The organism is Streptomyces sp. NPDC088746, assembly GCF_044751065.1.
GTDB lineage: Bacteria > Actinomycetota > Actinomycetes > Streptomycetales > Streptomycetaceae > Streptomyces.
On sequence record NZ_JBIVLA010000002.1, the window covers coordinates 1,034,342 to 1,059,700 of the forward strand.

At 70.8% G+C, this 25,359-nt stretch carries 23 protein-coding genes; 12 read left to right on the forward strand and 11 right to left on the reverse strand.

Annotated elements, in window-relative coordinates; all coding sequences use genetic code 11:
* The first annotated feature begins 11 nt into the window (after window positions 1-11).
* Genes ACIP63_RS12295 through ACIP63_RS12310 form a run of 4 tightly spaced genes read left to right on the forward strand, consistent with a single transcriptional unit; the run spans window position 12 to window position 2,335 of the window.
* On the forward strand, window positions 12-977 hold the full coding sequence (locus ACIP63_RS12295) for a zinc-binding dehydrogenase (RefSeq protein ID WP_401514122.1): 966 nt from the start codon (window positions 12-14) through the stop codon (window positions 975-977).
* Window positions 974-1,522 carry a GNAT family N-acetyltransferase gene (locus ACIP63_RS12300; RefSeq protein ID WP_401514124.1) on the forward strand — a complete coding sequence of 183 codons (549 nt, stop codon included), beginning with the start codon at window positions 974-976 and terminating at the stop codon, window positions 1,520-1,522. Before ACIP63_RS12295 ends, ACIP63_RS12300 begins: the two co-directional genes overlap by 4 nt.
* Window positions 1,523-1,553: 31 nt before the next feature.
* Window positions 1,554-1,763 carry a sigma factor-like helix-turn-helix DNA-binding protein gene (locus tag ACIP63_RS12305; RefSeq protein WP_033298277.1) on the forward strand — a complete coding sequence of 70 codons (210 nt, stop codon included), beginning with the start codon at window positions 1,554-1,556 and terminating at the stop codon, window positions 1,761-1,763.
* Window positions 1,763-2,335 carry a Clp protease N-terminal domain-containing protein gene (locus ACIP63_RS12310; RefSeq protein WP_401514128.1) on the forward strand — a complete coding sequence of 191 codons (573 nt, stop codon included), beginning with the start codon at window positions 1,763-1,765 and terminating at the stop codon, window positions 2,333-2,335. Before ACIP63_RS12305 ends, ACIP63_RS12310 begins: the two co-directional genes overlap by 1 nt.
* Before the next feature lie 51 nt (window positions 2,336-2,386).
* Here the strand turns inward: ACIP63_RS12310 and ACIP63_RS12315 are convergent, their stop codons facing one another.
* Complete coding sequence (locus tag ACIP63_RS12315) at window positions 2,387-3,364, reverse strand: helix-turn-helix transcriptional regulator (protein ID WP_401514131.1); 978 nt, start codon at window positions 3,362-3,364, stop codon at window positions 2,387-2,389.
* A gap of 1 nt (window position 3,365) precedes the next feature.
* Complete coding sequence (locus tag ACIP63_RS12320; RefSeq protein WP_401514134.1) at window positions 3,366-4,223, reverse strand: DUF4097 family beta strand repeat-containing protein; 858 nt, start codon at window positions 4,221-4,223, stop codon at window positions 3,366-3,368.
* Between the two features lie 169 nt (window positions 4,224-4,392).
* On the opposite strand from ACIP63_RS12320, the gene ACIP63_RS12325 reads away from it, so the two are divergent.
* A complete protein-coding gene (locus tag ACIP63_RS12325; RefSeq protein WP_401514136.1) occupies window positions 4,393-5,274 on the forward strand; it encodes a hypothetical protein in 882 nt (293 codons plus the stop codon).
* On the opposite strand, the gene ACIP63_RS12330 is transcribed toward ACIP63_RS12325, so the two are convergent.
* The 6 genes from ACIP63_RS12330 to ACIP63_RS12355 all read right to left on the reverse strand — a co-directional run bounded on the left by ACIP63_RS12330 (window position 5,275) and on the right by ACIP63_RS12355 (window position 13,276).
* Entirely contained in the window at window positions 5,275-5,457 is a 183-nt protein-coding gene (locus tag ACIP63_RS12330; RefSeq protein WP_164298158.1) for a DUF6104 family protein, read from the reverse strand. It abuts the gene before it with no gap.
* A 90-nt stretch (window positions 5,458-5,547) separates the two neighbouring features.
* The gene (locus ACIP63_RS12335; protein WP_401514139.1) at window positions 5,548-9,366 is read right to left on the reverse strand and encodes a multifunctional oxoglutarate decarboxylase/oxoglutarate dehydrogenase thiamine pyrophosphate-binding subunit/dihydrolipoyllysine-residue succinyltransferase subunit; all 3,819 of its coding nucleotides are present in this window, start codon (window positions 9,364-9,366) and stop codon (window positions 5,548-5,550) included.
* Window positions 9,367-9,625: 259 nt separating this feature from the next.
* Complete coding sequence (locus ACIP63_RS12340; protein WP_401514141.1) at window positions 9,626-10,702, reverse strand: ATP-binding protein; 1,077 nt, start codon at window positions 10,700-10,702, stop codon at window positions 9,626-9,628.
* Entirely contained in the window at window positions 10,699-11,436 is a 738-nt protein-coding gene (locus ACIP63_RS12345; protein WP_401514144.1) for a response regulator transcription factor, read from the reverse strand. Before ACIP63_RS12345 ends, ACIP63_RS12340 begins: the two co-directional genes overlap by 4 nt.
* Before the next feature lie 233 nt (window positions 11,437-11,669).
* On the reverse strand, window positions 11,670-12,353 hold the full coding sequence (locus tag ACIP63_RS12350; RefSeq protein ID WP_401514146.1) for a spermidine synthase: 684 nt from the start codon (window positions 12,351-12,353) through the stop codon (window positions 11,670-11,672).
* A gap of 95 nt (window positions 12,354-12,448) precedes the next feature.
* Window positions 12,449-13,276 carry a nucleotidyltransferase gene (locus ACIP63_RS12355; RefSeq protein WP_401514149.1) on the reverse strand — a complete coding sequence of 276 codons (828 nt, stop codon included), beginning with the start codon at window positions 13,274-13,276 and terminating at the stop codon, window positions 12,449-12,451.
* 129 nt (window positions 13,277-13,405) lie between these two features.
* On the opposite strand from ACIP63_RS12355, the gene lon reads away from it, so the two are divergent.
* Window positions 13,406-15,835, forward strand: coding sequence for an endopeptidase La (gene lon, locus ACIP63_RS12360; RefSeq protein WP_401514150.1), 2,430 nt, complete (start codon window positions 13,406-13,408; stop codon window positions 15,833-15,835).
* A gap of 95 nt (window positions 15,836-15,930) precedes the next feature.
* On the opposite strand, the gene ACIP63_RS12365 is transcribed toward lon, so the two are convergent.
* Both ACIP63_RS12365 and ACIP63_RS12370 read right to left on the reverse strand, forming a co-directional pair.
* Window positions 15,931-16,683, reverse strand: coding sequence for a polysaccharide deacetylase family protein (locus ACIP63_RS12365; protein ID WP_401515101.1), 753 nt, complete (start codon window positions 16,681-16,683; stop codon window positions 15,931-15,933).
* Window positions 16,684-16,865: 182 nt separating this feature from the next.
* The gene (locus ACIP63_RS12370) at window positions 16,866-17,711 is read right to left on the reverse strand and encodes a lysozyme (RefSeq protein WP_401514152.1); all 846 of its coding nucleotides are present in this window, start codon (window positions 17,709-17,711) and stop codon (window positions 16,866-16,868) included.
* A 251-nt stretch (window positions 17,712-17,962) separates the two neighbouring features.
* On the opposite strand from ACIP63_RS12370, the gene ACIP63_RS12375 reads away from it, so the two are divergent.
* Window positions 17,963-18,445, forward strand: a complete 483-nt coding sequence (locus ACIP63_RS12375; RefSeq protein ID WP_401514154.1) for a MarR family winged helix-turn-helix transcriptional regulator — start codon at window positions 17,963-17,965, stop codon at window positions 18,443-18,445.
* 33 nt (window positions 18,446-18,478) lie between these two features.
* On the opposite strand, the gene ACIP63_RS12380 is transcribed toward ACIP63_RS12375, so the two are convergent.
* Window positions 18,479-19,264, reverse strand: coding sequence for a protein phosphatase 2C domain-containing protein (locus tag ACIP63_RS12380; protein ID WP_401514155.1), 786 nt, complete (start codon window positions 19,262-19,264; stop codon window positions 18,479-18,481).
* Window positions 19,265-19,634: 370 nt separating this feature from the next.
* Between ACIP63_RS12380 and ACIP63_RS12385 the strand changes: the two genes are divergently transcribed.
* From ACIP63_RS12385 to ACIP63_RS12405, 5 genes are read left to right on the forward strand one after another with little or no spacing between them, the layout of a single operon-like run.
* Complete coding sequence (locus ACIP63_RS12385; protein ID WP_401514157.1) at window positions 19,635-22,541, forward strand: nitrate- and nitrite sensing domain-containing protein; 2,907 nt, start codon at window positions 19,635-19,637, stop codon at window positions 22,539-22,541.
* Window positions 22,538-23,017 carry a roadblock/LC7 domain-containing protein gene (locus ACIP63_RS12390; RefSeq protein WP_401514159.1) on the forward strand — a complete coding sequence of 160 codons (480 nt, stop codon included), beginning with the start codon at window positions 22,538-22,540 and terminating at the stop codon, window positions 23,015-23,017. Before ACIP63_RS12385 ends, ACIP63_RS12390 begins: the two co-directional genes overlap by 4 nt.
* Entirely contained in the window at window positions 23,014-23,427 is a 414-nt protein-coding gene (locus ACIP63_RS12395; RefSeq protein ID WP_099174507.1) for a DUF742 domain-containing protein, read from the forward strand. The genes ACIP63_RS12390 and ACIP63_RS12395 overlap by 4 nt, the downstream gene beginning before the upstream one ends.
* Window positions 23,408-24,058 (forward strand): GTP-binding protein, encoded by a 651-nt coding sequence (locus tag ACIP63_RS12400; RefSeq protein WP_401514162.1) that lies wholly within the window; start codon window positions 23,408-23,410, stop codon window positions 24,056-24,058. The genes ACIP63_RS12395 and ACIP63_RS12400 overlap by 20 nt, the downstream gene beginning before the upstream one ends.
* Window positions 24,059-24,095: 37 nt before the next feature.
* A complete protein-coding gene (locus ACIP63_RS12405) occupies window positions 24,096-25,337 on the forward strand; it encodes a styrene monooxygenase/indole monooxygenase family protein (protein ID WP_401514164.1) in 1,242 nt (413 codons plus the stop codon).
* Window positions 25,338-25,359: the final 22 nt, after the last annotated feature.

The following is a 25,359-nucleotide window of genomic DNA, read 5'->3' on the forward strand; positions in this document are numbered from 1 at the left end:
TCGTCATGGCCATGTTCGCCGCCTACGCCGCACGCATCGACCCTGACCAGCCCCTCGACGGCCTTGAGCTGGGCGAACGCCCCTCACCCGAGAGCCGACCCGGCTGGACCACCGTCCAGGTCAGAGCCGCGTCGCTCAACCACCACGACCTCTGGTCCCTGCGCGGTGTGGGCCTCGCCGAGGACAAGCTGCCCATGATCCTCGGCTGTGACGCCGCCGGTATCGACCAGGACGGCAACGAGGTCGTCCTGCACTCCGTCATCGGCCAGACGGGCCACGGTGTCGGCCCGGACGAACCCCGCTCCATCCTCACCGAGCGCTACCAGGGCACGTTCGCCGAGCAGGTCACCGTGCCCAGCTGGAACGTGCTGCCCAAGCCGAAGGAGCTCACCTTCGAGCAGGCCGCCTGCCTGCCGACCGCCTGGCTGACGGCGTACCGGATGCTGTTCACCAACGCCGGCGTACGGCCCGGGGACTCCGTCCTCGTGCAGGGGGCGGGTGGCGGTGTGGCCACCGCCGCGATCGTGCTCGGCAAGGCAGCCGGACTCCGGATGTTCGCCACCAGCCGTGACGAGGCCAAGCGCAAGCGGGCCGTCGAACTGGGAGCCGTCGAGGCCTACGAGTCCGGCGCCCGGCTGCCGAAGCGTGTCGACGCCGTCATCGAGACCGTCGGAGCGGCGACCTGGTCCCACTCGGTCAAGTCGCTGCGGCCCGGCGGCACCCTGGTCATCTCGGGTGCCACCAGCGGCGACCGGCCCTCGCACGCGGAGCTGACCCGGATCTTCTTCCTGGAACTCAAGATCGTCGGCTCCACCATGGGTTCCAAGGACGAGCTGGAGGACCTGCTGTCGTTCTGCGCGGCCACCGGTGTGCGGCCCGTGATCGACGAGACCCTGCCGCTGGACCGGGCCCGCGAAGGCTTCGAGCGGCTCGCCGCCGGAGACCTGTTCGGGAAGATCGTGCTCACCACGTCGTGAGGCGGCAGGCCACGGAACTGCCGACGCCGGAAGGGCTGTTGCTGCGGCCCTGGCGACCCGAGGACGCCCCGGCCGTGCTCCGAGCTTTCGCGCCGGAGGAGATGGCGCGACAGGCGGGCCGGCCCGTCACGGTCGCCGCCGAGGCACTGGAATGGATCGACGCCCGTGAGAGCGAGCGGGCGGCGGGGAGTGCGTACACATGGGCCGTCGTCCGCCACGGAGTCGCGCTCGGCTCGGTGGCCGTGGCGGCGGTGAACCACGTCCACGACACCGGCTGGGTCTCGTACTGGACCGTCGAAACAGCTCGGGGAAGGGGTGTCGCGCTTGCGGGCGTACGGGCGCTGGCCCGCTGGGCCTTCGGTGAACTGGGCCTCCACCGGCTCGAGCTCGGGCACCGGACGAACAATCCCGCCTCCTGCGCCGTCGCCCTGCGGGCCGGCTTCGTACCGGAGGGCATCGACCGGCAGAAGCTCCGCTACGGGGACGTCCGGTACGACGTCGAGCGTCATGCCCGCCTCGCCACCGACGATGTCAATGAAGGTTGACAAGGTGATGGTGTCAACGTAAGTTGACACCATGACCGAAGCAACGGATCTCGCCGCGCGTGCCGGCGACCATGACCCCCGCGTCGGGCTGCGGGCGGTGGCGGCGCTGCGAAGGCTGCTCGAACAACTCGAAGCCGTCCAGGTGAGAAGCGCCCGCGTCCAGGGCTGGTCGTGGCAGGAGATCGCTGCCGAGCTGGGTGTCAGCAGGCAGGCCGTGCACAAGAAGTACGGGAGGCATTGATGTTCGAGCGATTCACCGTGGGAGCCCGGGCCACCGTGACCGGCGCGGTGACCCACGCCGAGCGGGCCGGAGCGGACTCCGTCACCGAGGAGCACCTCCTGCTCTCCTTGCTGGACCAGGAAGGCAGTCGGGCCTCCTTCGCCGTCACCGCCCTCGGACTCACCGACCGGCGCGCCTCGGTGGAGACGGCGCTCGGTGAGGCCCGCCGTCGTGGAGGGCTCACCAGGGCCGACGCGGAGGCGCTTGCCGGTATCGGTATCGATGTCACCGAGATCGTGGCCCGGGTCGAGGACGCCCACGGCGAAGGGGTCCTCGCGGGCGATCGCGGCAACAGGCGCTGGTGGTCCGGACGCCGGCCCTTCACGAGCGGCGCCAAGGGCATCCTGGAGAAGTCCCTTCGCGTCGCCCTCGGCCGACGTGACCGCTTCATAGGCGAGGAGCACCTGCTGCTGGCGCTGACCGCCTGCCCGGGCGTCGTCGCCGATGTGCTCGCCGACCACGGTGCCACCTACGCGACGGTGGAACGCGCGCTGTACGGCGACGGCGGACAGGGCCGGGCCCAGGCGAGCTGACCTGGCGGCACGGTCCGGCCGGAGCCTCCTCCGGCCGGACCGTGCACGGGGTCAGGGTGTGCCGGAGGTGCCCTTCTCCTCGTCGGCCGAGGACCGCAGCAGAGAGCCGATGCGCGTCGCGGCCGAGGCCAGATGACCTCGGGCCTCCGACAGCTGCTCCTCGGTGACACCGTGGTCCCGGGCCGCGTCACGGATGTCGTCGCGGAAGCGGTCCAGCAGGCGGTCCAGGTCACGGGCCGGGTCGCCGGTGGTCGCGGCGTCGGCCGCCCACTCGACGTCCGGCTCCTCGGGTGCCGGACGGCTGTACACCGGCCAGGCGCCGGTCCTGGCGAAGTTGCCCAGCTGGCCGGTGATCTCGGCCAGCCCGTCCCGCACCCCTGCGGGCCAGTCGCCCCGCGCGAAGTGCTCCTGGACCTGGCGCGCGGCGTTCTGCATCTGCTCCCGCGCCTTCTCGTGCACCTCCTGAGCCTGGCGGCGGGCCTGGTCCGCGTCCTCACGGGCCTTGCGGGACTCGTCCTTCGCCCTGCGGGCCTGTTCCTTCCACTCCTGCTTGGCCTTGCGCAGCTCCTCCTTCGCCGTGCGCCACGCCTCCTTGTCCCCGAAGCCGGGGTCCCAGCCGCCCTTGCCGCCGCCGGAGGAGTGGCGGGACTCGGAAGCCGCCGCGCGCATCTCGCTGCGGAGCTGGCCTGCCGCTCCCCGCACGTCGTCACGGATCTCGGCAGCCAGTTCGGAGACGGACTCGCGGATCTCCAGCTCCAGATCGGCCAGTTCGCCCCCGCGGCCCGCCAGCTCGGCGCGCCCGGCGTCGGTGATGGAGTAGACCTTGCGGCCGCCCTCGGTGGCGTGGGTGACCAGGCCCTCGGCCTCCAGCTTGGCCAGCCGCGGATACACGGTGCCCGCCGACGGGGCGTACAGCCCCTGGAAGCGCTCCTCCAGGAGCCGGATCACCTCGTAGCCATGGCGGGGGGCCTCGTCCAGCAGCTTGAGGAGGTACAGGCGCAGACGGCCGTGGGCGAATACGGGAGCCATGTCAGAGCACCTTTCCGGTCGGCTCGGCGTCCTGCGGGCTGTCCTGGGCGGGCGGGCGGCGCAACAGGGCGATCGAACCCGAGACGGTGGTCGCCTTCAGCTTCCCCGTGCCCGCGCCCAGTGTTCCGGTGATCTTCTTCGCCCCCCACTGGCCGCCCACGCGCAGGTCCTCGAAGGCATTGGAGACGGTCCCGCTCGCGGTGTTCGCCTCGACCTCCGCGTCGGCCGGGTGCGGAAGGCGGATGGCGATCTCGCCGGACACCGAGGTCAGTCTGATGTCCGTCGGCTTCGGCGAGGTGTCGAGATCCAGCACCATGTGGCCGGTGACGGACTCCGCCCTGACGGAGGTGCCGGCGCCTTCGAGGACCGTCAGATCGCCCGACACGGACTGGAAGCGCAGGTCTCCGGTGACGGTCTGGGCCTCAAGGCTGCCGGACACCGTCTCGGCCCGGACGACCCCGGAGAGACCCACCAGGGTGCTGTCACCCGAGATGCCGCGCAGCTCCGTGCGGCCCTGGATGCCCGAGACGACCGCCTCGGCTCCGATGACACCGACCTCCACCGTCGCGCCGGCCGGCACGGCGAGCGAGACCGCGGCCCTGCGGTGCGGACCCCTGCGGTCGAGCCAGGTCAGGAGGCCCTGCCACGGCAGGTCCTCGTAGGTGACGGTGAGGGTCCCGCCCTCCAGGGTCACGACCAGTGGGGGCCCCTCGATTTCGGACACCTCCAGCCGGGCGGTCGGTTCGTCGGTGCCGACGACATTGATCATGCCGTCGACGATGCGCACGTTGAGTGCTGTCACGGGGTCGTCGAAGGAGAGCTTCTGGGGCTCGGCGACGGTCCACGTCGACTCAGGCATGGATCTGACCTCCCACTGGGTGGCGCGACGCAACATATCGCGTCTTCTTGAGAACACGATATATCGCGGATGGGAGAAGTCAAGGGTCGGCAGGAACGGGTGCCGGTGGGAGAGTGAGAGGAGGTCGCAAATGGTTCGTATGCGAGCAAATTGACCTAGCGTATGGGGCATGACCGCGACATCCGTGGGCGCCCTGCTTCTGTGCCGCGCCGACCCCGAGACCGTACGGCCCGTGGCTCATCTCCTGCGGGAGCGCATGCTGCTCGTGCCCGCGGGGGACGGCTGGAGCGTGCTCGTTCCCGAAGGGAAGCCCTGGCGGAAGGACGCCCACGACGGCCACGGAACAGCACAGGCCGACGGGCCCACGGCAGCCGATCGAGGCGCCGAGCCCGTCGACCGGGTCGTCGGCGGATGGGCCACCGCCCTCGCCGTGGGCTCCACCTGGCCGGTGCTCGCCCTGTGGTGGGACGGCGACCGCTCCGGCTACACCCTCGCCTCGGGCTTCCGCCGTCCGGTCGGCTACACCTGGCTCGCCGACGGCACCCCGGCCGCCGAGGAGGAAGCCATGCGGACCTCCGCGCTCCGGCTGGGCCTCGACCCCGTCACGGACGTCCAGGCCCTGGAGGCCCTCACCCGCGAGGACCCGGGGAGCGACGCCGACGCCCGGCTGCGCGGACTGCTCGCCGTACTCACCCGGGCAGGGGTCGGACTGCCGCCCGGTCTCACCCCCGGCGAGCCCGCCGACCGGCTGCGCTCGGTCGCCGGAATCCACCCGGAGGCGGAACAGATCGAATGGGCCGGCTGGCGCGACGCCGTGCGCGTGGAACTCGACGCGGTCGAGAGCGGCGGCCTCGGCCCCTGGATGCTCGGCCCGAGGGCACGCGCCGTGGCGGCGGGTCAGGTCGCCGCCGGGCTGCCGCTGACCCTCTGGGGCGCCCGTCGGCGCAGCGGCGGCTGGGTCGCCGCGGGCGTCGTCCTCGTCGTACAGGGCCTTCTGGGGCTCGCGTACAACCGCTTCAGGGGTGCGGGCGCCGGCAACCCCGGACGGTGACTACTCGTCCTCCTCCTCGTCGTCCAGGCGGGCCAGCCAGGTGGCGAGGCGCTCGACGGGGACCTCGAAATCGGGGTTGAGGTCGACGAACGTACGGAGCTGCTCGGCGAGCCACTCGAAGGTGACCTCCTCCTCGCCGCGCCGCTTCTCCAGTTCCTCGATACCACGGTCCGTGAAGTACATACGACCAGAATAACGAGGCAGGAAAGCCCGAGGGCCCGGCCCCGCGAGATGCTCGCGGGGCCGGGCCCTTCGATGGCGTACAGCCGCTGATCAGGCCTCGAAGACCTCGGAGACCAGCTGTGCCTGCTCGGCCTGGTGGCGCTTGGCCGAGCCGACCGCCGGGGACGAGCCGTGCGGACGCGAGATGCGGCGCAGGCGCTCACCGTGCGGGACGTCGGCACCGACGGCCAGGTCCAGGTGGTCGATCAGGTTGAGCGCGATGAACGGCCACGCACCCTGGTTCGCCGGCTCCTCCTGGGCCCAGAGGTACTTCTCGGCGTTCGGGTACTTGGCGATCTCGGCCTGGATCTCCGCACCCGGCAGCGGGTACAGGCGCTCCAGACGGATGATCGCCGTCTCCGTGTCACCGCGCTTCTCGCGCTCGGCGTCCAGGTCGTAGTAGAGCTTGCCCGCGCAGAAGACGACCTTGCGGACGGCTTCGGCCTTGACCGACTCGTCACCGATGACCGGACGGAAGCCGCCGGTGGTGAACTCCTCCACCTTCGAAGCCGCCGCCTTGAGACGCAGCATCGACTTCGGGGTGAAGACGATCAGCGGCTTGTGGTGCGGGTTGTGCACCTGCCACCGCAGGAGGTGGAAGTAGTTCGACGGGAGCGTGGGCATCGCGACCGTCATGTTGTCCTGCGCGCACATCTGCAGGAAACGCTCCGGGCGCGCGGACGAGTGGTCCGGGCCCTGGCCCTCGTAGCCGTGCGGGAGGAGCAGGGTGACGCCGGACGTCTGGCCCCACTTCTGCTCGGCGGAGGAGATGAACTCGTCCACGACGGTCTGGGCGCCGTTGACGAAGTCGCCGAACTGGGCCTCCCAGATCACCAGGGACTCCGGGCGGGCCAGCGAGTAGCCGTACTCGAAGCCCATCGCCGCGTACTCGCTGAGCAGCGAGTCGTAGACGTTGTAACGGGCCTGGTCGTCGGAGAGGTACAGCAGCGGGGTGTAGTCCTCGCCGGTCTTCTGGTCGACGAGCACGGCGTGGCGCTGGCCGAACGTGCCACGGCGGGTGTCCTGGCCGGCGAGCCGGACCGGGGTGCCCTCCATGAGCAGCGAGCCGATGGCCAGGGTCTCGCCCATGCCCCAGTCGATCGTGCCGTTCTCCACGGAGGCGGCGCGGCGCTGCATCTGCGGCAGGAGGCGCGGGTGCACGGTGATCCCGTCGGGGATGTTCACCTGCGACTCGGCGACCAGCTTGACGACCTCGGAGGACACCGCGGTGTTCACGGAGACCGGGAACTCCGCCTGCGCGTCCGGGACGTGCGGCTGGGACGGCGCCGAGGTGGCCTCGCGGACCTCCGCGAACACCTTCTCCAGCTGGCCCTGGAAGTCCTGGAGAGCCTGCTCGGCCTCTTCCAGCGTGATGTCGCCGCGACCGATGAGGGACTCGGTGTAGAGCTTGCGCACCGAGCGCTTCTTGTCGATCAGGGTGTACATCTGCGGGTTGGTGAACTCCGGGTTGTCGCCCTCGTTGTGACCGCGGCGGCGGTAGCAGATGAGGTCGATGACGACGTCCTTGTTGAACGTCTGCCGGTACTCGAAGGCGAGGCGCGCGACACGCACCACGGCCTCCGGGTCGTCGCCGTTGACGTGGATGATCGGCGCCTCGATCATGCGCGCCACGTCCGTGGCGTACATCGAGGAGCGCGAGGACTCCGGGGCGGCGGTGAAGCCGACCTGGTTGTTGATCACCACGTGCACGGTGCCGCCGGTGCGGTAACCGCGCAGCTGCGACATGTTGAGCGTCTCGGCGACGACGCCCTGGCCCGCGAAGGCCGCGTCGCCGTGGAGCGCGACGGGCAGGACCGTGAAGTCCGTGCCGCCCTTGTTGATGATGTCCTGCTTGGCGCGGGCGATGCCCTCGAGGACCGGGTCGACGGCCTCCAGGTGCGAGGGGTTGGCGGCCAGCGAGACCTTGATCTGCTCGCCGTCCAGACCGGTGAAGGTGCCCTCGGCGCCCAGGTGGTACTTGACGTCGCCGGAGCCGTGCATCGACCGGGGGTCGAGATTGCCCTCGAACTCGCGGAAGATCTGCGCGTACGACTTGCCGACGATGTTCGCCAGGACGTTCAGCCGGCCGCGGTGGGCCATGCCGATGACGACCTCGTCGAGGCGGGCCTCGGCCGCGGAGTCGATGACCGCGTCGAGCAGCGGGATGACGGACTCGCCGCCCTCCAGCGAGAACCGCTTCTGGCCGACGTACTTGGTCTGCAGGAACGTCTCGAACGCCTCGGCGGCGTTGAGGCGGCGCAGGATCCGCAGCTGCTCCTCGCGCTCCGGAGCCGGGCGCGGACGCTCGACCCGGTCCTGGAGCCACTTGCGCTCCTTCGGCTCCTGGATGTGCATGAACTCGATGCCGGTGGTGCGGCAGTACGACTCACGCAGGACGCCGAGGATGTCGCGGAGCTTCATCATCGTCTTGCCGGCGAAACCGCCGACCGCGAAGTCGCGCTCCAGGTCCCACAGGGTGAGGCCGTGCTCGGTGATGTCCAGGTCGGGGTGCTTGCGCTGGCGGTACTCCAGCGGGTCGGTGTCGGCCATGACGTGACCGCGGACCCGGTAGGAGTGGATCAGCTCGAAGACCCGCGCGGCCTTGGTGACGTCGTCGTCGTGCGAGGCGTCGATGTCCTTGAGCCAGCGGACCGGCTCGTAGGGGATGCGCAGCGCCTTGAAGATCTCGTCGTAGAAGTCGTTCTCGCCGAGGAGCAGCTGGGCCAGGACACGGAGGAACTCGCCGGAGGCGGCGCCCTGGATGACCCGGTGGTCGTACGTCGAGGTCAGGGTCATGACCTTCGAGATGCCCAGCTTGTTCAGGGTGTCCTGCGAGGTGCCCTGGAACTCCGCCGGGTAGTCCATCGCGCCGACGCCCATGATGAGGCCCTGTCCGGGCATCAGGCGGGGCACCGAGTGGACGGTGCCGATGCCGCCGGGGTTCGTCAGCGAGGCGGTGACCCCGGAGAAGTCGTCCATGCCGAGCTTGCCGACGCGGGCCCTGCGGACGATGTCCTCGTAGGCCTGCCAGAACTCGAAGAAGTTGAGCGTCTCGGCCTTCTTGATGGCCGCGACGACCAGCTGGCGGTCGCCGTTCGGCTTCACCAGGTCGATGGCCAGGCCGAGGTTGACGTGCTCGGGCTTGACCAGGGTCGGCTTGCCGTCCTTCACCGCGAAGGAGTAGTTCATCGACGGCATGGCCTTGAGGGCCTGCACCATCGCGTACCCGATGAGGTGCGTGAAGGAGATCTTCCCGCCGCGGGCGCGCTTCAGGTGGTTGTTGATGACGATGCGGTTGTCGAAGAGCAGCTTCACCGGCACGGCGCGGACCGACGTGGCCGTCGGCAGCTCCAGGGAGGCGTTCATGTTCTTCGCGACGGCGGCCGACGGGCCGCGCAGCGTCACGTACTCCGGGCCGGCGGGGGCCTCGGCCGGGGCATCCGTCTTCGCGGGTGCCGGGGCCGCCTTCGCGGGCGCCGCCTTCGCGGGAGCGGCGGGAGCGGCCGGTGCCTTCGCCGGGGCAGCCGGAGCGGCGGCCGCGGGCTCGGCCGGCGCCGCGGGGTTCGCGGCCGGAGCCGGCGGCGCGGCCTGTGCCGGAGCGGTGTTGTTCACGGTGTTCGTGGCCGGGGCCGGGGTCACCGCTCCCGCAGGTGCGGGGACAGGCTTGTCCGCCGTGCCGGTCGTACCCGGCTTGTAGTCGGCGAAGAAGTCCCACCAGGCGCGGTCGACCGAATTCGGGTCCTGGAGGTACTGCTGGTAGATCTCGTCGACGAGCCACTCATTGGGGCCGAAAGCGGCTGCCGGGTTGGACCCGGAGCCTGCTTCTTGATCGGTCGAGATGCTCGAGTTACTGGGGGACTGAGACGACACGGCGGCAACCGCCCTCTTCCGCTTCACAAGGTGATGGACAGCGGAAATCAAGGCTACGCCCCCCGAGCCGTTACGTGCAGGCCGGGCCGGTCTTCGTCGTGCACATCACATCTGAAGGCGGGTTTCGGCGCATGAAATGGCGGGAAACAAGCAGGGTTCCGCTGCCCTTCGGGTACGCGAGGCCTGCGCTCAGGCCCCCTGGACCGTATCTCTTTCCCGGACGGCAGGGAGAACGGGGCCCTCCGCTTCGAACACAGGGTCAACCGTGAGCCTGGGCGGTGCCCGGAAGGGTGACCTGGATTCGGCAGCCACGGGCGGATTCGGCCACGCCGATGCTGCCGCCGTGCATATCCACAGCCCAGCGGGCGATCGCGAGCCCGAGCCCCGTACCGCCGTCGGATCCCGGCCCGTGCGGGGAGGGCGCCTGGCCCCGGTTGAAGCGCTCGAAGACCCGGTGGCGCTCCGCCTCCGGGATGCCGGGGCCCTCGTCGACGACCTCCAGCTCCAGCGACTCGGGATACTCCCCGCGCCGTGCCAGCACGGTGACCCGGCCGTGCGGCGGGCTGTGCTTGACGGCGTTGTCGATGAGGTTGGCGACCACCTGGTGCAGGCGTTCCGCGTCCGCGTACGCCGTCAGCTCGGGCGGCGACACGTCGAGGTGCAGATGGACGTCCGTACGGGAGTGGTTGCCCGAGCCGGAGGAGAGCCGGCGCTGCGAGGCGGCGAGATTGGCTTCCTTCAGTACGCCCGACAGGTACGGCCAGACCTCGAAGCGGCGCGCCTTGAGCGCCACCACGCCGTTGTCCAGCCTGGAGAGGTCCAGCAGGGTCTCGACCAGTCTGCCCAGGCGTTCGGTCTGTTTCAGCGCCGTACGCATCGTCTCGGGATCGGCCGCGGACACCCCGTCCACCACGTTCTCCAGGACGGCTCTGAGCGCCGCGATCGGTGTGCGCAGCTCATGGGAGACATTCGCCACCAGCTCCTTGCGGTGCCGGTCCTCCGCCTCCAGATCGTCCGCCATGCGGTTGATCGTCTGCGCCAGGTCGCCGAGCTCGTCACGCCGCCCGGCGCCGCTCACCCGTCTCGTGTAGTCGCCGTGCGAGATCGACCGGGCGACGGCGCGCATCTCGTCCAGCGGCGCGGTCAGGCCGTGCGCCACGAACTGGGTGATCAGCAGAGTGGCGATCACCGAGAAGACCGTGATGAACCGGAATTCGGTCCTGGTCCGCAGGGCGACGATCAGCAGTCCGGTCGTGATGAACACGGAGATCACCACGAGCGTGCCCAGCTTGGCCTTGATCGAGAAGGGCCGCAGTCCCGAGCCGGGCGGCGTCATGGCGCCGGTGTCTCCAGGGCGTAGCCGACGCCGTGCACGGTACGGATCCGCTCGGCGCCGATCTTCCGGCGCAGAGCCTTGATGTGGCTGTCGACCGTACGGGTCCCGGAGGCGTCCGCCCAGTCCCAGACCTCGGCCAGCAGCTGCTCCCGGGACAGCACCGCGCGCGGTGTGTTGGCCAGGCAGACCAGCAGGTCGAACTCCGTCGGGGTGAGGTGGACGTCGTCGGCGCGCACCCTGACGCGGCGCTGCGCGTGGTCGATCTCCAGCTCGCCGAGGCGCAGGATGCCGCTGCGCGGCGTCACCGCGGCCAGCGCGGCCCGCTCGACCCGGCGCAGCAGGACGTGGACCCGCGCCGCCAGCTCCCGCATCGAGAACGGCTTGGTCATGTAGTCGTCGGCGCCGACCCCGAGCCCGACCAGCATGTCGGTCTCGTCGTCGCGTGCGGTGAGCATCAGCACCGGCACGGGACGCTGAGCCTGCACACGACGGCAGACCTCCAGGCCGTCGAAGCCGGGAAGCATGATGTCGAGCACCATCAGGTCGGGCTGCCACGCCTCGGCCGCGTCCACGGCCGCCGGCCCGTCCAGTGCGGTCTGCACCAGGAAGCCCTCGGCCCGCAGCCGGGCGGAAATGGCGTCGACGATTGTCGCGTCGTCCTCTACCACCAGCACCCGGCGCTGAGCCCCGGGGGTGGCCGCGACGCCGTTGTGGGTGGCCTGTGTCTGTTCCATCGCCCCGCCCCTGCCCGTTCTCGCGGAGGCCATTCCCCCGGAGGCACGGTTATCGCTTGTGGATTTCGTCGGTGATCCCTTGTGCCGGTCAGCAGCGTAAAGGCACAAGGCGCCTCTCGGCTACGCAGGGTGTTGTCCGTCGTGAAGGTGTTACCCACGGGAAAGGAGACGGATCGGCGGACTTGGGCCGCCCGATCCGTGATGGGGCGGGGCCGTGGATACCGGGTGGGGGTTCAGTCGTCCCTGAGTGCGAGATGGACCACGTCCGGCACACCTCGGGCAACGGCTACTTCTTCGGTCCTTACCGCGTGGAATCCGGCATTCCGCAGAGCTTCACCGAACTCGGCGGAGGGCTGCGCGGACCAGACGGCGAGGACTCCACCGGGCGTCAGACGTGCGCGGCACGCCGCGAGACCGGCGGCTGAATAGAGGTTTTCGTTGTCCTGGGTGACGGTCCAGTCGGGGCCGTTGTCGATGTCCAGGCACAGTGCGTCGTAACGCTCCGTGGCCGTACGGAGATGGGTCACGAGGTCCGTACGGAGGATCTCGGTGCGCGGATCGGAGAGCGCCGCCCCGGAGATCCGGCCGAGCGGTCCGTCGAGGTGCCAGTCCACGATGGCCTGCTCCCGCTCGACGACCGCGATCCGGCCCCAGCGCGGCTCGGCGGAGGCCCGCACCAGTGAGAAGCCGACCCCGAGACCGCCGATCAGCACCGAGGGGTCCTGCCGGCCGGCGGGCAGCGCGGCGAGCGCCGCGTCGATCAGCAGCCGCTCGGAACGCCCGTCGGAGGTGTCCATCAGGAAGCATCCGTTGGCGATGATCTCGAAGTCGTCGCCGTGCTCGCGCAGGACGACTTCGCCGAACGGCCCTTCGCGCCGGTCGAGGACGACGGGGCGGTGGGTGTCTGGGGCGTGCATGGTGCGGTCTCCGGTCTCCGGTCGGCGGCGGGTGGTTCTCCGGGCGCCCATCCTTCCTCGTCGCGGGCCCCCTGGACCAGCGGATTCACCCGGCCTCACCCTGCGTGGCGCGGTGCCTTCGTCCCGTGGGCCGCCGTGTACTCGGCGGCCAGCCAGGGGCCCAGGTCCTCGATGAGCATCGCCAACACGGCCGGATCGGGCGAGGGGGTGCGTGCCGTGAGGGCGGCCGCGTGGACCTGCGAGGCGCGTTCCGGCGCGTCCGGGCGGAAGCGCGCGAAGAGTGCGGCGGACCGCCGCAGGTCGCTCGTCCAGCCACCCCAGACCGGCATGACCAGCGTGAACGCGGACCTGACGAGACGCCGGGCGACGCGTCGGCTCAGTCTGAGGCGCGCCTCGTCGGATGCCGCTCCGGCGGCTTGGGCGCGCCACCGGGGGAGCATGAGCGCCAGGTCGCCGTTGGTCTCACGGGCGAGCAGCGAGGTCGGCCGGTAGTGCGGCAGGCGCGCGGCCAGGTCCTCGCCCAGCAGCGGGGTGCAGAGGCAGGCGACGAAGAAGCCGAAGTCATGGCGCTCCGCTTCGCTGAGCACGGCGTGGACGGGGGAGAGGAGCAGGCCGACCCCGTCGATCACGGAGAAGCCGGCGTCCAGGGCGGCGGCGGTCTCCTCGGCCGCCGCCCGGTCCGCGTCGGTGGGTCCGTCGTGCAGCACCACCTGCAGGTCCAGGTCGGACACGCCGGGAATGGCCGTGCCCCTCGGGATGCTGCCGTAGAGGTAGGCGCTGTGCAGCCGGGAGGGGCCGAAGGCCTCGGGGACGCGTACGCGGACCGCCTCGACCACCGGGACGAACGGTGCGGTCACCTGGGTGACGGACCCCTCGCGACGGATCGTCCCGTCCGTCGCGAGCCCCTTGTCCTCTCCGTGCATGCCCGGATCCTCGCAGGTGGGAGCGGAAGGGTGAGGGTGATCGCTGAGAGCGAACACGGCCCTGGGAACATTCGCAGGCTCACAAGCATTGAGCCCACATAGCTCAACTTGCCTGCCGAAGGGGAGATCATGACTGCTGAGTCGAATGCGTCGAAGGCGTTCACGCCGATCGACCTGCCCGTGCTGCCGCTCGACGACGAGGCCGTGCTGCCCGGAATGGTGGTGCCGCTCGACCTGTCGGACGCGGAGGTGCGTGCCGCGGTGGAGGCCGCGCAGGCGGTCGCGCGGCCCGGAGGCGGCAAGCCCGAGGTGCTGCTCGTGCCGCGCATCGACGGGAATTACACCGGGACCGGCGTCCTGGGCACGGTCGAGCAGGTCGGCCGGCTCTCGGACGGTGACCCGGGCGCCCTCATCAGGGCGCGTGACCGTGTGCGGATCGGCGCCGGGACCAGTGGCCCCGGGAGCGCGCTGTGGGTGGAGGGCACCAGGATCGACGTATCCGTGCCCGATCCCCTGCCCGGCTCCGCCGCCGAGCTCGCCAAGGAGTACAAGGCGCTCGCCACCAGCTGGCTGAAGAAGCGCGGAGCCTGGCAGGTCGTGGACCGGATCCAGCAGATCGAGGACATCTCCGCGCTCGCCGACAACTCCGGGTACTCGCCCTTCCTGACCACCGCTCAGAAGGTCCAGCTGCTGGAGACCGTGGACGCGGTCGACCGTCTGAAGCTGGCCATCCAGTGGCTCGGCGAGCACCTCGCCGAGCAGGATGTCGCGGAGTCCATCGCGAAGGACGTCCAGGAGGGCGTCGACAAGCAACAGCGCGAATTCCTGCTGCGGCGCCAGCTCGACGCCGTACGCAAGGAGCTCTCCGAGCTCAACGGCGACCCGGAGGACGAGTCCGACGACTACCGGGCCCGTGTCGAGGCCGCCGACCTGCCCGAGCACGTCCGCGAGGCCGCGCTCAAGGAGGTCGAGAAGCTGGAGCGCGCCTCCGACCAGAGCCCCGAAGGCTCCTGGATCCGGACCTGGCTGGACACCGTCCTCGAACTCCCCTGGACCGAGCGGACCGAGGACGCCTACGACATCAAGGGCGCCCAGGAGATCCTGGACGCCGAGCACGCCGGACTCCAGGACGTGAAGGAACGCATCACCGAGTACCTCGCGGTACGCAAGCGGCGTGCCGGACGCGGACTGGGTGTGGTCGGCGGCCGGCGCGGCGGTGCCGTGCTGGCTCTGGTCGGCCCGCCCGGCGTCGGGAAGACGTCGCTCGGCGAGAGCGTCGCTCACGCCATGGGCCGCAAGTTCGTCCGGGTCGCGCTCGGCGGTGTCCGCGACGAGGCCGAGATCCGGGGCCACCGGCGTACGTACGTCGGAGCGCTTCCCGGACGCATCGTCCGGGCGATCAAGGAGGCCGGCTCGATGAACCCGGTCGTCCTGCTCGACGAGATCGACAAGGTCGGGTCGGACTTCCGGGGCGACCCGGCGGCCGCCCTGCTCGAAGTGCTCGACCCGGCGCAGAACCACACCTTCCGCGACCACTACCTGGAGGTCGAACTCGACCTCAGCGACGTCGTGTTCCTGGCCACGGCCAACGTCCTCGAAGCCATCCCGGAGGCCCTGCTCGACCGCATGGAGCTGGTCACGCTGGACGGCTACACCGAGGACGAGAAGGTCGTCATCGCACGGGACCACCTGCTCCCGCGCCAGCTGGAGCGGGCCGGCCTGGAGGAGGACGAGGTCGGGCTCGACGAGTCCGCGCTGCGCAAGCTGGCCGGCGAGTACACCCGGGAGGCCGGGGTGCGCAATCTGGAGCGGGCCGTCGCGCGGCTGCTCCGCAAGGTCGCGGCCCAGCACGAACTGGGCGAGCGGGAGCTCCCGTTCACGGTGGCCGAGGAGGACCTGCGGGGTCTGATCGGCCGGCCGCACCACGTGCCCGAGTCCGCCCAGGACCCCGCCGGGCGCCGCACGGCGGTGCCGGGTGTGGCCACCGGGCTCGCGGTGACCGGAGCGGGCGGCGATGTGCTCTTCGTCGAGGCGTCGCTGGCCGACCCGGAGACCGGGGCGTCCGGACTGACCCTGACCGGTCAGCTCGGCGACGTGATGAAGGAGTCCGCGCAGATCGCCCTCAGCTTCCTGCGGTCGCACGGCGCGGAGCTGGAGCTGCCGGTCGCCGACCTCAAGGACCGGGGTGTGCACATCCACTTCCCGGCGGGCGCGGTCCCCAAGGACGGCCCGAGCGCGGGTATCACCCTGACGACGGCGCTGGCCTCGCTGCTCTCCGGGCGGCTCGTCCGCACGGATGTGGCGATGACCGGTGAGGTGTCGCTGACCGGCCGGGTGCTGCCGATCGGCGGCCTCAAGCAGAAGCTGCTGGCCGCCCACCGCGCGGGCATCACCACCGTGGTGATCCCCCAGCGCAACGAGGCCGACCTGGACGACGTCCCGGCCGAGGTGCTGGAGAAGCTGGACGTCCACCCGGTCACCGACGTCCGCCAGGTGCTGGAGATCGCGCTCGCCCCGGCCTCGGCCGGGGTGCGGGAGAGGATCCCGGCCGCCGCGTAGGCGTCATGCTGTGACGGGCGTGGCATCACGCCGACGGCCGGTACGGACGGCCCGCCTTCCCCCCGGAAGGCGGGCCGTTCAGCGTGCCCGGAGGTTCAGGGGCGGTAGACCGTGCCGGGTACGGGCTCCGCGGGGGCCATCAGCTGGGGGACCGTCACGAAGGTGTAGCCGTCCTTGTGCAGGGCGTCGATGATGCCCGGCACCGCGGGCACCGTGCCCTTGTAGATGTCGTGCAGCAGGATGATCCCGTCCCTGCCCGCCTGGTCGAGGGTCCGCTTCCTGATCAGCGCGGAGTCGTTCGTCGAGTAGTCCTTGGCCGTCGTGCTCCAGAGGATCTGGGAGAGCCCCAGCTCCTCGCTGATCTCGGAGACCGTGTCGTCGGTACGGCCCTGCGGTGGGCGCATCAGCCGCGGCTTCCTGCCCGTGATCTCCGCTATCGCGTCCTGGGTCTTCTCCAGTTCGGCGCGTATCTCGTCGGGCTTCTTGCCGGCCAGGATCTCGTGCGACCAGGTGTGGTTGGCGACCTCGTGGCCCTCGGCCTGGATGCGCCGCACGGTGTCGGGGTGTTCGAGCACGTGGTTCCTGCCCAGCAGGAAGAACGTGGCCGGCACCTTCTTCTCCTTGAGGATGTCCAGGAGACGCGGGGTGTCCTCCCCGGGCCCGGCGTCGAACGTCAGGGCGATGCACTTGGCCTTGCGGCAGTCCGCCTGCCCGAAGTAGCCCTTGGCGTCGGAGGCGGCGCCGGCGCGCGCCGACCCGGGAGCCGTCGTCTCCATCGAGCAGCCACTGAGCGTCAGTGTGAGCACCGTCACAAGAGCGGCGGCCAACCCCGTACCCCACGGAGTCATCTTTCCGGGCACAACAGACACAGCGCTTCACTTCCCCAAGGCTCGGCCGCACGCCGGTGGTACGGCACGCCAGGACTATACATAGCGTGTATACGCATGATGCATAGTGGGGTGAGGGGCAGCGCTGAGCCCCGGTGACCTGGAGCTTCGTCACCGGGGCCCGGGTGCCGCGTCGTGCCGGCTCAGCCGTTCGCGAGTGCCACCACGCGGTCGAGCGCGCCGTTGAAGTGGTTGTGGTCGCCGACCGTCGGGCCCGACGACGTGTACTGCCACATCGTGTAGTAGCCCCATCCGGCCGGGAGTTCGCCGACCGTGGTGTTGTAGCGGGCCACCCAGAGCGGGTTGGTGGCACCGAAGCCCGCGTTGTTGCCCGTGCAGTCCTTCCACCAGCTGGTGGCGGTGTAGATCACCGCGTCCCGTCCGGTCCGCGCCTGGTAGGTGTTCACGAAGTCGCGGATCCAGGCGACCATGCCGGCCTGGGTCTTGCCGTAGCACTGCGCGCCGTACGGATTCCACTCGATGTCCAGCACACCGGGCAGGGTCCTGCCGTCCTTGGACCAGCCGCCGCCGTTGTCCACGAAGTAGTTCGCCTGGGCCGCGCCGCTGGTCGTGTCCGGAGTGGCGAAGTGGTAAGTGCCCCGGATCATGCCGACGTTGTAGGAGCCGGTGTACTGCTGCGTGAAGTACGTGTTCTTGTAGTACGTCCCCTCGGTGGCCTTGACGTAGGCCCACTTCACGCCGCTGTTCCACAGGGTCGACCAGGCGACGTTGCCCTGGTGGCTGCTGACGTCCACACCTTCGGTCTGGACGGCTTGCGTCCCCGTGGGGGTGCCGCGCCCCTGGCCGTCGTGGGCCATGACGCCCTGGCCCATCCTGGCCGTACCCCGTTCGGGGACGGTCGCGGTGTCGGCCGCGGACGCCGCGCCGGGCAGTGTGACCAGGAGGGCGAGGGCGGCGAGGAGTGTGCCGGCCGCGAAGAGGCGGGGGCGGCGGGCTGAAGCTGCGGATCCGGATCTGAGCACGGGCATTGCGTGCCTCCGAGGGCTCGGTGGGGGAGCTCATGGCGCGGGAGCGGGTGCGGGACGCCCCTGCGGTGCGTGCACCATGGTGTGGACATGCCACCCGTGGCACCCACGAAGCTACGCACGTAGACCCGCGCTCCGGAAGGGGGCCTGGCCGCTGCCGGAGGTCTACGCCTGCGAAATACTGGCCCAACTGCGGCGATGGCCGGAGGTGAAAAAAACTTTCATCGGCGGGAAAGCGTATGAGGGGTGCTGACGTGCACGGGAACGGAAGCGGCGGTGAACCCGGCGCGACGGCCGGGAGTGGTGTGGACCATGAATTCCTCGCCCTGGAGCGTGAGCTGGCTGTCTTCCTGCGCCGGGCGCGGGCCAACTCGGGGGAGATGGCCCGCGAGGTCCATCCGGATCTGGAAGCCGCCGCCTACGGACTTCTCGTACGCCTGGAGTCCGCGGGGCGGCAGCGCGCCACCGATCTCGCCGCCTACTTCGGCGTGGGCAAGGCGACCGTGAGCCGTCAGTTGCGCGCCCTGGAGGGCCTCGGGCTGGTCGCGCGGGAGACCGACCCGGCGGACGGCCGCGCCTCGCTCGTCCACCTCACCGAGGAGGGGCTCGCGCGCTTCCGCAGCGTCCGTGACGCGCGCCGGGGCCGTTACGCCCTCAAGCTCGCCGACTGGGACAGGTCCGAGGTCGCGGAGCTGGCACGGCTGCTGCACCACTTCAACGAGCGTGCCGAGGACTGAGCCGCCGGGCCGCGGGGCGCCCGGCGGCGGCCGTCACAGCTCCACCAGAACCGCTGTCGCGTCGTCATGCGTCTTGCCGCGGCGCAGACGCACCCGGCCGGTGTCGGCCCGCTCCAGCTCCCTGACCCGGTCGATCAGCCCCTGCGGCCCCGCCTTGCGGAGCATCCCCAGAGCCGCCGTCCAGTCGCCCTCCCGGAACTTCTCCGTCCAGCGGCTCGCCCCGTCGGTCAGCGCCGCCAGCGCCCGGACCTCGGCCCGCGGGGTCTCACCCGTCACCGCGCGTGACGACACCGAGGGGTCCGCGGCAGCCGTGAAGAAACCGCCCTCCTTGTTCCGTGCGCGTGCGTCCGCGACCTCCTCGGAGACGAGCGAGCCCGGCGGCAGCCGGTCGATCCTGTCGTCGAGCAGAGGCCGGACCGTACCGTCGGGCGCCTCCACGAGCAGCGCCGAGTCGGAGAGCACCAGGTGCTCGACCCGCTCGTCGTCCCAACGCGCCAGGACCACCGTCGCCTGAGGCGTGCGCGGGTGAGAAAGGTCACACAGGGAACGGTGTGTGTCGGCGGTGCGCCGGATGGACAGCGAGAGGATCTCGGAGAGCGTCAGATCCCGCCGCGAAGCGGACAGTTCGGCCAGCGCCCCTCCGAGTCGCGCGGTGAACCACGGAACCGAGTGCACGCAGCCGTCGCTGCCCGCAGGTGGCGTCACGCCGTCGAGCAGAACGAGCGCGCCGCCCTGGCCTGCCGCAGGCACGGCGGCCGACGCCCAGTCCTCGTTGGGGCGTTCGGGGCTGCCGGGCTCGGTGGCGAGTTCGATGCGCATCCCGCCAGTCTGCACGATGTCTTCACGGACCCTCCGTAACCCCGCGGTTGGCCCGTACCGGCAGGTCAGGTGGCACCCATTCACGGAATCCAGGGCTCCGTGCATATGCGGGCGGGCATACTGCCAAAGCCTGGCCCGAAGTTCCACCCGGCGGCGCATGCATGGCCTGCGGTGACTGTGGGGAGACTTGTTCGCCAACTCCGGAGTGATGTTCACTCGTTCGAGTGGCGGAGCGGTTGATGCACGGCTCCCTCCCAAAAGCGCTGGAATGGTCGGAAGCCGTACGGCGCACACCAGGGCGGGGCGCCCATTCACGTGACCGTGCGTCACCTCTGCTTCAAGGGCGGACGAGTCAAGATTGCGAGCACCGGTGCAGAAGAAGCGGCCTCGGAGCAAGGACAGCGCGCGCGAGGGGTCCGGGGAGATGCCTCCGGCAGCGGGTGCCTCCAAGCGGACCGTGCGGGTACGCAGCCGGCTCGTCGCCGGCGTCGCCGTCGTAGGGATCACCGTCATCGCGGCGGGCGCCCCCGCGGCCCTCGGCGCATCCTCCGATCTCAACGAGTCCCAGCGGCTGGTCACACTCGCCGAGCTGAACCAGCAGGCGATCACCCTCGCGCACTCCCTCGCGGACGAACGCGACGAGGTCACCGCCCACATCGCGGGCGGCCGTGAGGACGAGGGCGGCACCTCCGGCGCCACGAGCACCGCGGCCCGCGTCGACCAGCAGGTGGACGAGATCCGGGAGGCCGCCCCGGCGTCGCTGCGCCGGGACCTCGCCGTCGTCCCCTCGCTCCGCAGGACCGCCCTCACCGGCAAGGGCTCGGCGATGGAGGCGTACCAGGCGTACTCCGAGGTCATCGCCAAACTCCACGGTCTCGCCGACGAGCTCGCCGAGAAGACCCCGCCGCGTGCCGCCGACGCCACCCGGGCCCCGCTCGCCCTCGGCGGCGCCGTGGACCAGGCCTCCGCCACCAGGGGACTGCTCCTGGCCGCGCTCGCCGTGCCCGGCACCGAGCCGCAGCAGCAGATCGACCCCTTCACCGGTCTGCCCGTGCAGACCCAGGCCGAGGGCGACAGCGAGGACGACCGCAACCGCGACGAGCTGAGCGCCGCCGCCCAGCAGGCACGGGTGCGCGAGCTCGCCTCCCTCGCCGAATTCGACCAGGCGGCCGGGCCCTCGGCCCGGGACCGGCTCGCCTCCACGGTGACCGGACCTGAGGTCACCAGCGCGGAGAAGTACCTCACCCGGTTCACCGACCGGCCCGAGCTGTCCGACTCCGACCGGGAAGCCGACCCCAAGAAGGTCGGGGCGGCGCTCTCCGCCCGGATCGACCGCATGCGCGGAGTCGAGTCCGCACTCGGCACCGCGCAGGTCAAGCGCCTGGAAGGGCTGCGCGACGACGACGTCACGGCGCTGGAACTCCGCCTCGCCCTGCTCGGCGGCTGCCTCCTGATCGCCATCGGTGTCTCCACCGCCGTCGCCCGCACCCTCACCCAGCCGCTCGCCGTCCTGCGGATCGGGGCGGGACGTATCGCCGCCGAGCCCGAGACCGCCGAACCGGTCCGCTACACCGGGCGCAACGACGAGTTCGCCCAGGTCGTACGGTCCATCAACGCCCTCCACGGCAAGCTGCACGGACTGCACCACGACGTCACCGGCCGGCTGGAGGGCCTGGAGACCGAGCGTGGCGAACTCATCGCCGGCCGCGAGGCCCTCACGCTCCAGCGGGCCGAACTCCAGGTCAAGGTCGCGGAGCTCGGCGGGCAGCTCGAACGGCTGCGGAACACCGTCCACCACACCTTCGTCAACCTGTCGCTGCGCACGCTCGGGCTCGTCGAGCGCCAGCTCGGCGTCATCGAGGGCCTGGAGGAGCGCGAGCAGGACCCGGAACGCCTCGCGACCCTCTTCAAGCTGGACCACATGGCCACCGTCATGCGGCGCCACAGCGAGAACATGCTGGTCCTCGCGGGAACCGACCACAACCAGGGGCACGCGGGCCCGATCCCGCTCGTCGACGTACTGCGCGCCGCGGTCAGCGAGATCGAGCGGTACGAGCGGGTCACCATCCAGTCCCTGCCGCCGCACGCCCAGATCGCGGGCTTCGCCGCCGACGACCTGAGCCACCTCGTCGCCGAACTCCTGGAGAACGCGACCTCCTTCTCCCCGCCGGACTCCCATGTCGAGCTCTCCGGCTGGCTGCTGGAGACCGGGGAGGTGATGCTCTCCGTGCAGGACGAGGGCATCGGCATGTCGGCGGTCCGGATGAGCGAACTCAATGCCAGGCTGGCCGACCCGGCGTCCTTCGAAGCGGGCGAACAGGCCGCGGACGGGGCCGGGCTCGGTCTTCAGGTGACCTCGCTGCTGGCGGCCCGCCACGGCGTGCGGGTGCAGCTGCGCGAACAGAAGGGGAGCGGGGTGACCGCGGTCGTCGTCCTTCCGCAGGCGCTGCTGCCCAAGGCGCCCCCCGCGGCTTCCCCGCCGCCCGTGCCGCTCCCCGGGGACGCGCCCACACTGAACCTCCCGGGATCGGTCGCCGAGGCCAACTCCAACGCCCTGCCGCCCCGTGCGCCCCAGCCGCCTGCCGGCGACCCGCTGATCGCGGCAGCCGAGCGGACCCTGCAGACGGCGGCCCCGCAGCCCGCGGCACCGGAGCCGACCGCTCCGGAGCCGTCCGCACCGGAGTCATCCGCACCGGAGCCGACCGCACCCGCAGCGGCCGAGCCCGTGGCGGAGCCGGTGTCCGCGCCCGTGCCGGAGGCCGCTCCCGCGGCCGGACCCGGCGCCCGCGAGGAGTCCGAGTCCGAGACCACGATGCAGGTCCGGCTGCCCGCGCAGCAGGACGCGCCGAGCCCGTACGCCATCGGCCCCGACCGTCACGAGCGCGCCGCCGACACGAGCTCCGCTCCTGCCCCCGCACCCGCCGCCCCGGCCGCCCAGCCCGCCGCCGACGCCCTTCCCGGCCCCCGGCAGCCGCTGACCGGACTGGGCGAGGAGGTGCCCGACCCGGCGCCGCTGCCCGAACGCCTCACGGACAAGGGGCTGCCCAAGCGCACCCCGAAGATCGCGGCACCGCCGACGGCCCCGGTCACCGAGCGCAAGGGCACCCTGGACAAGGAGGCCCTGCGCCGCCGGCTCGGCGGGTTCCACCAGGGCGCGAAGGACGGCCGCCGCGATGTCGAGGCGGAGATCGCCGACACCGGCCCACAGACCGACCACGACCGTAACGACGGTCGAAGCGATGAGACGGGGGACACAGTCGAGGAGGCACGCAGTTGACTGCACCCAGCACATTCGGGCTGAGCGCCGAGGCCCGGAACCTTCACTGGTTGCTGAGCAATCTCGTGGAGGAGGTGCCAGGGGTCCACTCGGTCACCGTCGTCTCGTCCGACGGACTGATGCTGCTCTCCTCGGACCCCGGGCTCGCGACGGCCGAGACCGGAGCACGGCAGACGGGGCCCAGGGGCTCCAGCGCCGACCTCGCCACCATCGTCTCCGGCATCGGGTCCCTCACGATCGGCGCCGCCAAGCTGATGGACGGCGGTGGCGTCAAGCAGACGATGGTCGCCATGGACGAGGGCAGTGTCTTCGTCATGTCGATCAGTGACGGTTCCCTGCTCGGTGTGCACGCCACCCCCGACTGCGACATGAGCGTCATCGCCTACCACATGGCGCTCTTCGTCGGCCGCGCCGGACACGTACTCACCCCCGAACTCCGCAGTGAGCTGCGCAAATCGATGGAGAGCACCCAGTGACGTCAGCTGCTGAACCCGTACGAAAACTCCCGGTCCGCGGCGCCGACCGCAAGGCCGCACGGGTCCGTCCGTACTCCCTCACCGGAGGCCGCACCCGCTTCGGCCACGTCCTGCTCGTCGAGACGTTCGTCGCGGCGCTGGACGCCCCCGAGGAGCGCCGCGAGCTCACCAACGGCAACCTCGCCTCGCGCGTCATGCCCGAGCTCCGCGCCATCGTCGAACTCTGCCGCCGTATGCGTACGGTCGCGGAGATCTCCGCCCTGCTGAAGATGCCGCTCGGCGTGGTCCGTGTGCTGCTCAGCGACTTGGCCGACCAGGGAAAGATCCGCGTCTACGGAACCGGTCACGGCACCGGCCAGCCCGACCGCGCGCTGCTCGAAAGGGTGCTCAATGGACTCCGCCGTCTCTGAGGCGCCGCTCTTCACTCCGCGTCAGCGAGGGCCGCAGGAGCGGCCCGACGAGCCGGTGCAGACCTGGCAGCTCGACCACACCCGCGCGCCGATCGCGACCAAGATCGTGGTCGCCGGCGGTTTCGGCGTGGGCAAGACGACCTTCGTCGGCTCGGTCTCCGAGATAACCCCGCTGCAGACCGAAGCGCTGATGACGCAGGCCAGCGAGGAGACCGACGACCTCTCGGCCACGCCCGAGAAGGTCACCACGACCGTCGCGATGGACTTCGGCCGCCTCACGCTGGACGACGACCTCGTCCTGTACGTCTTCGGGACACCCGGCCAGCAGCGCTTCTGGTTCATGTGGGACGACCTGGTGCGCGGCGCGATCGGCGCCGTCGTCCTGGCCGACACACGCCGCCTCGCCGACTGTTTCGCCGCGCTCGACTACTTCGAGAGCTGCGGCCTTCCCTACATCGTGGCCGTCAACCACTTCGAGGGAACGACCGGTTACGAGGAGGAGGACGTCAGGGAGGCCCTGACCATAGCCCCGCACGTGCCTGTTGTGATCATGGATGCGCGTAAGAGGATCACCGTCGTCGAGTCGCTGCTCGCCCTGGTGGGCCACGCACTCGATGTCGCCCCCGAGTAACGACAGACGCGCCCAGTAGACGTAACGGAGAACCGCGATGCGGAAGATACTCATAGTGGGAGCCGGCCAGTCCGGTCTCCAGCTCGCCCTCGGACTGCAGTCCAACGGGTACGAAGTCACCCTGATGTCCAACCGCACCGCCGACGAGATCCGGTCGGGCCGGGTCATGTCGACGCAGTGCATGTTCCACACGGCTCTCCAGCACGAGCGCGATCTCCAGCTCAACTTCTGGGAGTCACAGGCTCCGAAGATCGAGGGCGTCGGCGTCTCGGTCGCCGGGCCCGACTCCTCGCGGGTCATCGACTGGGTCGGCAAGCTGGACGGATTCGCCCAGTCCGTCGACCAGCGCGTGAAGATGGCCGGCTGGATGGAGACGTTCGCCCAGCGCGGCGGCCAGCTCGTCATCCACGGTGCCGCGGTCTCCGACCTGGACTACTTCTCCCGCACCTACGACCTGGTGATGGTCTCGGCCGGCAAGGGCGAGCTCGTCTCCATGTTCGGCCGGGACGCCTCCCGTTCGCCGTACGACGCCCCGCAGCGCGCACTGGCCGTCGCCTACGTGCACGGTCTGGGCCCGCGCCCGGAGCACCCGGAGTTCGACGCGGTGCGGTGCAACCTGGTCCCGGGCGTCGGCGAGCTCTTCATCATGCCGACCCTGACGACGTCGGGCCGCGCGGACATCCTGTTCTGGGAGGGCATCCCCGGAGGCCCCCTCGACGCCTTCCAGGGCATCAAGGACCCCTCGGAGCACCTGGCCAAGACGCTGGAGCTCATGGAGCGGTTCACCCCGTGGGAGTACGCACGCGCCACCAAGGTCGAGCTGACCGACGCCAACGCCACGCTGGCGGGCCGTTACGCCCCGACCGTGCGCAAGCCCGTCGGCAGGCTGCCCGGCGGCGGCCTCGTCCTCGGCGTGGGGGACGTGGTCGTCGCCAACGACCCGATCACCGGCCAGGGCTCCAACACCGCCTCCAAGTGCGCGCACTCCTACCTGCACTCGATCCTGGAGCACGGCGACCGGCCGTTCGACGAGGAGTGGATGGAGGCCACGTTCGAGCGGCACTGGGAGAACACCCAGCACGTCGTGAAGTGGACGAACGCGATGCTCGCGCCGCCGCCGGAGCACGTGCTGAACCTGATCGGCGCGTCCGGTCAGCTCCAGCCGGCCGCCGACCGGTTCGCCAACGGGTTCAACGACCCGGCGGACTTCGACAACTTCTTCTTCGAGCCGGAGAAGACGAACGCGTACCTGGGCTCGCTCACGGGTGCGCAGGGCTGACGCCCGCGCGGGAAACCGAGCC